Origin of the sequence: Mesobacterium pallidum, from assembly GCF_019966535.1 — a bacterium.
In the GTDB taxonomy this organism is placed as follows: domain Bacteria; phylum Pseudomonadota; class Alphaproteobacteria; order Rhodobacterales; family Rhodobacteraceae; genus Mesobacterium; species Mesobacterium pallidum.
In genome coordinates this window covers 181,243-187,904 of the sequence record NZ_JAIMID010000010.1, presented here as the reverse complement: position 1 = coordinate 187,904, position 6,662 = coordinate 181,243, and the positions used below count along the sequence as shown (strand labels likewise).

General features: G+C 65.5%; 7 protein-coding genes. 1 reads left to right on the top strand and 6 read right to left on the bottom strand.

What is annotated here, in order from left to right; translation table 11 throughout:
- Positions 1–85 precede the first annotated feature (85 nt).
- Genes MF270_RS16105 through MF270_RS16095 form a run of 3 tightly spaced genes read right to left on the bottom strand, consistent with a single transcriptional unit; the run spans position 86 to position 2,783 of the window.
- The gene (locus MF270_RS16105; protein WP_238366932.1) at positions 86–820 is read right to left on the bottom strand and encodes an enoyl-CoA hydratase-related protein; all 735 of its coding nucleotides are present in this window, start codon (positions 818–820) and stop codon (positions 86–88) included.
- 2 nt (positions 821–822) lie between these two features.
- Positions 823–1,827 carry a phosphotransferase family protein gene (locus tag MF270_RS16100; RefSeq protein WP_238366931.1) on the bottom strand — a complete coding sequence of 335 codons (1,005 nt, stop codon included), beginning with the start codon at positions 1,825–1,827 and terminating at the stop codon, positions 823–825.
- Positions 1,824–2,783 (bottom strand): DUF7064 domain-containing protein, encoded by a 960-nt coding sequence (locus MF270_RS16095; protein ID WP_238366930.1) that lies wholly within the window; start codon positions 2,781–2,783, stop codon positions 1,824–1,826. Before MF270_RS16095 ends, MF270_RS16100 begins: the two co-directional genes overlap by 4 nt.
- 152 nt (positions 2,784–2,935) lie before the next feature.
- On the opposite strand from MF270_RS16095, the gene MF270_RS16090 reads away from it, so the two are divergent.
- Positions 2,936–3,679 (top strand): tyrosine-protein phosphatase, encoded by a 744-nt coding sequence (locus MF270_RS16090; RefSeq protein WP_238366929.1) that lies wholly within the window; start codon positions 2,936–2,938, stop codon positions 3,677–3,679.
- A gap of 3 nt (positions 3,680–3,682) precedes the next feature.
- Here MF270_RS16090 and MF270_RS16085 read toward each other — a convergent pair whose 3' ends face one another.
- The 3 genes from MF270_RS16085 to MF270_RS16075 are packed head-to-tail and all read right to left on the bottom strand — an operon-like array spanning position 3,683 to position 6,654.
- The gene (locus tag MF270_RS16085) at positions 3,683–4,534 is read right to left on the bottom strand and encodes a MaoC/PaaZ C-terminal domain-containing protein (RefSeq protein ID WP_238366928.1); all 852 of its coding nucleotides are present in this window, start codon (positions 4,532–4,534) and stop codon (positions 3,683–3,685) included.
- A complete protein-coding gene (locus MF270_RS16080) occupies positions 4,534–5,448 on the bottom strand; it encodes an SDR family NAD(P)-dependent oxidoreductase (protein ID WP_238366927.1) in 915 nt (304 codons plus the stop codon). Before MF270_RS16080 ends, MF270_RS16085 begins: the two co-directional genes overlap by 1 nt.
- 27 nt (positions 5,449–5,475) lie before the next feature.
- The gene (locus tag MF270_RS16075) at positions 5,476–6,654 is read right to left on the bottom strand and encodes an acyl-CoA dehydrogenase family protein (RefSeq protein WP_238366926.1); all 1,179 of its coding nucleotides are present in this window, start codon (positions 6,652–6,654) and stop codon (positions 5,476–5,478) included.
- Between the last annotated feature and the right edge of the window lie 8 nt (positions 6,655–6,662).

Genomic DNA, 6,662 nt, shown 5'->3' with positions numbered 1-6,662 from the left:
ACGCGAACCTTCACGTTGTAGTCGATCACCCGCTTGACCGGTACCAGCACCTTCATCAGCATGGACTCCCTTGGTTTTCTTCGGCTCAGCCGCCGGATTTGTCAGCGCCGATGGTGACACCGGCATTGAAGGCCACGGATTCGCGCCGCTCGAACGCCAGGCCCTCGGTCAGGGTCATCCCGAAGCCCCCGTCGATCTGCCGCTTGATCTGGCGCGTGGTCGCCCGGGGCCATTGCGCGATCTCGGCGGCAAGCGCGCGGGCCGCTGCGGGCAGGTCCGCATCCGGAACGATGCGGGTCACGAAACCCAGCTCGCGTGCCTCGGACGCCGGCACCTTGCGCGCGGTGAGCGAGATGTCCTTGGCCCGCGAAGGGCCGATGGTCCGGGCCAGGCGCTGGGACAGGCCCCATCCGGCCATCAGGCCGATCTTGGCGTGGCTGTCGCAGAACCAGGCGCTTTCGGCGGCGATGACGATGTCGCAGGCCAGCGTGATCTCGAACCCGCCGGTGACGGCCAGCCCGTTGATCGCGGCGATGATCGGGGTCTTCAACGCGGTGATCGCCGCGCCGATGTCGGCATCGACGTTTTCGGACACGTTGCGGCCCGAGGCGGTCAGTTCCTTGACGTCGAGACCGGCGCAGAAGGCGCGGCCGGTGCCGGTCAGCACGATCACGCGGACATCCTCACGCGCGTCCAATGACGCCAGCGTGTCGACCAGCTGGTGGCGCAAGGCGCCGGTCAGCGCGTTCAGCGCCTCTGGCCGGTTCAGGGTCAGCGTCGCGATCCCGTCGGACAGGTCGATCAGAAGCGGGTCGGCCATGGTCAGACTCCCTTTGCGAAGGCTTCGGCGCTGGCGATGAAGCGCGGCGCCTGCGTCGGATCGCGGTAATAGGGGTCCGCGGCCAGACGGTGCTGGTAATCGTAAAGAACCGCCAGTTTCCACGCCGCCATCGCGGCATACCACGCAAGGCCCGACACGTCGCGCCCGGTCTTCTGGGCATAGCGCTCGACCAGCTCTTGGCGCGTCGGGGCCGGGCCCTGAAGGAAGGCGGCCGACAGCTCCTGGGTCGGGTTCAGCACCTCGCCCGGCTCGGGATAGCAGCAGATCGTGTAGCCGAGGTCCAGCAGCGGATCGCCGATGGTGGCCAGTTCCCAGTCCAGCACGGCGACAAGGCGCGGCGGCGCGTCGGGCGCCCAGATCACGTTGCCGAGGCGATAGTCGTTGTGCACGATGGCATCGCCGGATTCAGGTGGCACCCGGTCGTGAAGCCAGGCCGCCATGTCCGTCAGGTAGCCCGGCGGGCTGTCGTTGAGGGCCATCAGTCCTTCGAGCCGACCGAGGTGGCGGGCGTTGAAATTCTCCGGCCGTCCGTAGCCTTTGAGACCGCAGGCGCGCCAGTCGACCGCGTGCAGCGCCGCCAGCCCGTCGATCATCGCGTGGGCCATGATCGTCTGGTCGCCCGGGCCGAAGGGATCGACAAGCCTGTCGGTGATCACATGGCCGGGCTTGTGGGCCATGATGTAGAACGGCACGTCCAGCACCTCGCCCGCCTGGGCGACGGCAAAGACCTTTGGGGTTGGCACGTCGGTGCCCGCCAGCGCGGTCAGAACATGCGCCTCGCGCAGCACGTCGTTCGCACCTTTCGGGATCGGCGGCGGCGGCGGCCGGCGCAGCACGGCGTGACCGTCCCTGACCCGGATCAGGTAGGTGAGGTTCGAATGCCCGTCGCCGATCGGCCTGGGATCGGGCGCCCCTCCGGAGAGGTCATGCGCCTCCAGGAACCGCTCGAGTGCGGCCAGCGTCGTGTCGTCCCAGGCCCAGCTCATTGGTCACGCTTGTTCAGGTCGATCATCGCGTCGAGGTAGCTTTGCGGCCATTGGCATTCGAACTGCCCGGCGGCGTCCCGGCCGTCGATCCGGGCCCGGCAGGCGGCCTCCATGATCATCGTGGCGTGACGGCCTCCGGTGGGCAGTTTGACAAGCCCGTAGCGCTCCATCGTCAGCAGGCAGGTGCCACCGCGCATGTCGGTGATCTCGACCGAGACCGAACGCTGGGTCATGTCGTCGTCGAAGGTGGCGTTCTGTTTCACCTCGGCGATGGGGACGAGTTCGCCGTCGCGGATGACGTAGCCGCCGACGCCCCAGGCGCCCTTGGCCTGCCAGATCCAGGCATTGACGATGCGGCTGGCGTCCGGCGTATAGGCCACCAGCCATTTCCAGTGCTGCGGCGCCTGCCAGTGGCGGGTGCCCCAGGAATGGTCGCGATGGCCGATCCGGTCGAGGTCGATCCGCTTGCCGTCGTATTCGATGTAACCCTTGACCCAGCCCGATTGCTCGAGCCGGTTCCTGGCGAACCAGTCCGGCAGGCCGTCGGGGTTCGAGCGGTAGGAGAACGGATCGTGAAACCCTTCAAAGCTGTAGTCGAGCTTGATCTTGTCCGATTCGTAGCTGATCCGCGCGGTCTTCTGGTCGGCGGGCTGCCGGACGTGCAACCCCTCGAGCCGGAAGTCGTCGAAATCCATGTCGTCCGGAACGCTGTCCTGGACGAGTTCGATCACGTGGGGTTTGCGGTCGGTGCCCCACAGGATCAGGTTGAACCCGGCACGCCCGTCGCCCGCGAGGTAGAGGTAGCATTGAAACCCAAGCTCCTGTTCGGGCATCATGAGCTGCCAGAAAAGGGAATCCCGCATCTTGCCGCCCGGCTCGGGTCGGTGACGCAGGTCGTCATTCGGCTGGTATCCGGGATCCGTGATTTCCGGCGCGGTCTTGATCCAGTCGATCATGTCAGGCTCCTCCTCGTGCGGGCCCATCCTCGACAGTTGGGCAAGAATGTCAATATCCGTATTGTAATCTAGCTAACAATAATGCGATCATGGGCGAGGAACGACTTTGCACGACAAGCGGCACGGCGCCGAACGAAGTGAGACGTATGGGCATGACCGAAGGTTTTCTCAATTTTCGGGCGGTGGCGCCCTATCCTGCAACCGGTGGCAGGATCCGGCAGGATTTCCTGTTCCGCTCCGGCGCGTTCGACAGGCTGAGTGACAGCGGGGCGGCCCGGATGGCGTCGCTCGGCGTGACGCGGGTCTTCGACCTGCGCTCGGATGGAGAAAAGGCGCGCCGCCCCTCGCCACTGATCGCGCGCGACGGGTTCCAGGTGTTCGAAGAGCGCCACCAGATCCGATCGGGCGATCTGCGTGCGGTGCTGGCCGACCCCGCGAGCACGGCCGAAGCCTCGGCCGATGAGATGCGGGCGATCTATGCCGCCTTTCCCGAGATGTTCGCAGGCGTTTTTGCAACCTGTTTCCGCACATTGCTGGCCGAGGACAGGCCCTTCGCCATCCATTGCACGGCGGGCAAGGACCGCACCGGGCTGGCCGTTGCGCTGCTGCTTGATCTGGCCGGCGTGTCGCGTGACGACATCTTCGACGACTACCTGCGAACGAACGAAGCCCATGCCGCGCTCAAGCAACGGTTTGTCGCCCGCGACCAAGGCGTCGATTTCGGCGAGGTGCGCGAAGAGGTTCTCATCCCGGTGATCAGCGCCGACGCCAGTTACCTGGCCACGGCGCTGGACGCCATCGACATGCGGTTCGACGGGCTCGGGCCCTACCTGTCCAACGTGGTCGGGCTGGACGCAGGCGAGACGGCTCGCCTGCGCCGGATGCTGGTGGACTGACGGTCAGGCCAGGTCTGCGACACCCTGGTCGATCACCACGCGCTCGCCCACCCGCACCTCGAAGAGGACACGGTCGCCATCTTTCCAGCTGAAGAAATCCAGCCGGTCGCCGGGCATGACCACGCCCGCAAAGCGCAGGTTCAGGGTCTTCATCCGCGTCGGATCGCCGTCGCAGAAGGCCCGCAGGATGACCGCGCAGGCCGTGCCGTAAGAGGCGAGGCCGTGCAGGATCGGACGGTCGAACCCGCCGCGCCTTGCCGCGTCGTAATCGGCGTGAAGCGGGTTGAGGTCGCCCGACAGCCGATAGATCAGCGCAGACCGGTCGGACGTCACCACGGTTTCGGCGTGGTCAGGCGCGCGATCAGGCATCACCGGACGCGCGGCGCGCGGCAAGGGATCACCGCCGAACCCGCCCTCGCCGCGCAGGGCGACTGTTTGCAGGATCGTCGAATAGAGCGTGCCGTCCGTCGCATCGGTGACATCGCGTTCAAGATAGCAAACCGCCCCTTTCTCCGCCCCACGGTCGAAGATTCTGGTGACGCGGGCCGTGCTGACGACCTCGGCTTCCGGTGGCAGCGCCGTGTGGAAGGTCACGGCATGCGCCATGTGCAACACCTTTTCCCAGACGATCTCCAGCGCGGGTTCCTTGGGCCACATGCCCGGAGTCGCCAGTGTCACGGCAAAGGACGGCAGGACCGTGAGCCGGTCCTCGATCAGGTAGTCGAGGTCGTCACTTTCACCCGGTGTGATCGGCAGGCCCACCCCGAGCGCGTAGATGATCGCGTCGCGGGCGTCGTAACTCTGCCGTTGCTCGCCGAAGGTCCAGTCCAGCAGTCGCTGCGCATCGAAAGCCATCAGACCGGATCCCATGTAAAGACGTCGCCCGACTTGTGCAGCGGGTAGAAGTCGTTCTCGAACTGCGGGAAAACCCGCTCGACGATGGCCTCGGGCGTCCAGCCTTCGGCCGTGTGGGCGGTGCGGATCGGACGCGGCTGCGAGAACAGGTAGATCTCATTGTTGCGCGATCCAAATACCTGCCCCGAGACGCCCTGCGCGGCATCCGACGACAGCGCCACGCACAGCGCGGCGACCTTTTCCGGGATCAGTTTCTTGAGCCCCTCGACACGCTTCTGCTGCTCGGGCGTATCCGCCGGGATCGAGCTGACCATCCGCGTCCAGGCAAAGGGGGCGACCGCGTTCGAGCGCACGCCAAAGCGTTCCATGTCGATCGCGATCAGCTTGGACATAGCCACGATGCCGAGCTTGGCCGCGCCGTAGTTGACCTGGCCCAGGTTGCCGATCAGGCCGGACGTCGAGGCCATGTGGACATAGGTGCCGCTCGCCTGCGTCTTGAAATGCGGCGCGGTGGCGCGCGAGACGTTGAACGACCCCTTCAGGTGCACGCCGATGACGGCGTCGAAATCGTCCTCGGTCATCTTGTGGAACAGCACGTCGCGCAGGTTTCCGGCGTTGTTGATCACCCCGTCGATGCGTCCGAAGGTGTCCATGGCCAGCGCGACCATCTCCTGCGCATCGTCCCAGCTTGCGACCGATCCGAAGTTGGCGATGGCATCGCCGCCCATCGCCTTGATTTCCCGGACCACCTCTTCGGCGGGCTGGGTGTCGCTGTGGTCGTCGCCCTTGAGCGAAACGCCCAGGTCGTTGACCACGACACGTGCCCCGGCGCGGGCCATTTCAAGGGCCACGGCCCGGCCGACCCCGCGCGCCGCTCCCGTGACCAGAACGACCTTTCCATCCATGAGACCCATGGTGTCCTCCCTCGTATTTCGTTTGCCCTAGTAAGACTTGGGCAGGTCCAGCACCTTTTCGGCGATGAACGACTGGATGAGCTGTTCGGTGACCGGCGCGATCCGCGTGACGGTGACTTCGCGCAGCAACCGCTCGACGTGGTATTCCTTGGCGTAGCCGAAACCGCCGTGGGTCAGCACCGCCTGCAACGCCGCGTCGTACCCCGCGCGGGCGCCGAGGAACTTGCCGGCATTCGCCTCGGCCCCGCAAGGCTTGCCTGCGTCGTAAAGCTGCGCGGCCTTCTCGAGCATCAGCCAGGCGCTTTCCAGGTACATCCATTTTTCCGCAAGCGGATGCTGAATGCCCTGGTTCTGGCCGATGGGACGGTCGAAGACGACACGCTCCTTGGCATATTTCGCAGCGCGACCAAGCGCATCCCGCCCGATGGCGACGGCCTCGGTGCCGACCAGCACCCGTTCGGGGTTGAGCGAATGCAGGATGTAGGAAAAGCCCTTGCCCTCTTCGCCGATCAGGTGCTCATCGGGGATGAACAGGTCCTCGATGAAGATCGCGTTCGAATCCACCGCCTTGCGCCCCATCTTGGGAATGCGCTGGACCGTGATGTGATCGCGGTCGAGATCAGTGTAGAAGATCGAGATGCCATCGGTCGGCTTCTTGCAGTCCTCGTACTTGGTGGTCCGGGTCAGCAACATGATCTTAGAGGCCACCTGCCCGGTCGAGGTCCAGACCTTCTGGCCGTTCACACGGTAGCCGCCGGGTACCTTTTCCGCGAAGGTCTTGATCCGGGTCGTGTTGAGCCCCGCGTCAGGTTCGGTAAAGCCGAAGGCCACCTTGTCCGCGCCCGACACCAGGCGCGGGATCCATTCGGACTTCTGTTCATGCGTTCCGAACACCACCACCGGGTGCGGGCCGAACAGGTTGATATGAACGGTCGAGGCCGCGGCCATGCCGCCGCCATGTCCCGCGACCTCGTGCATCATCACGGCCGCCTCGGACACGCCAAGGCCCGCGCCGCCGTATTCCTCGGGCATGGTGATGCCCAGCCAGCCGGCATCGGCCATCGCCTTGTGAAACTCGTGCGGGAACTTCCCGTCGTCGTCGCGGTCGAGCCAGTAGTCGTCGCCGAACTTCTTGACGACACCGCGCACGCCCTCGCGGATCGAGTCGAGCATTTCCTCGCGGTCTTCAGCGGATGCGTATTTCATGATCCCTC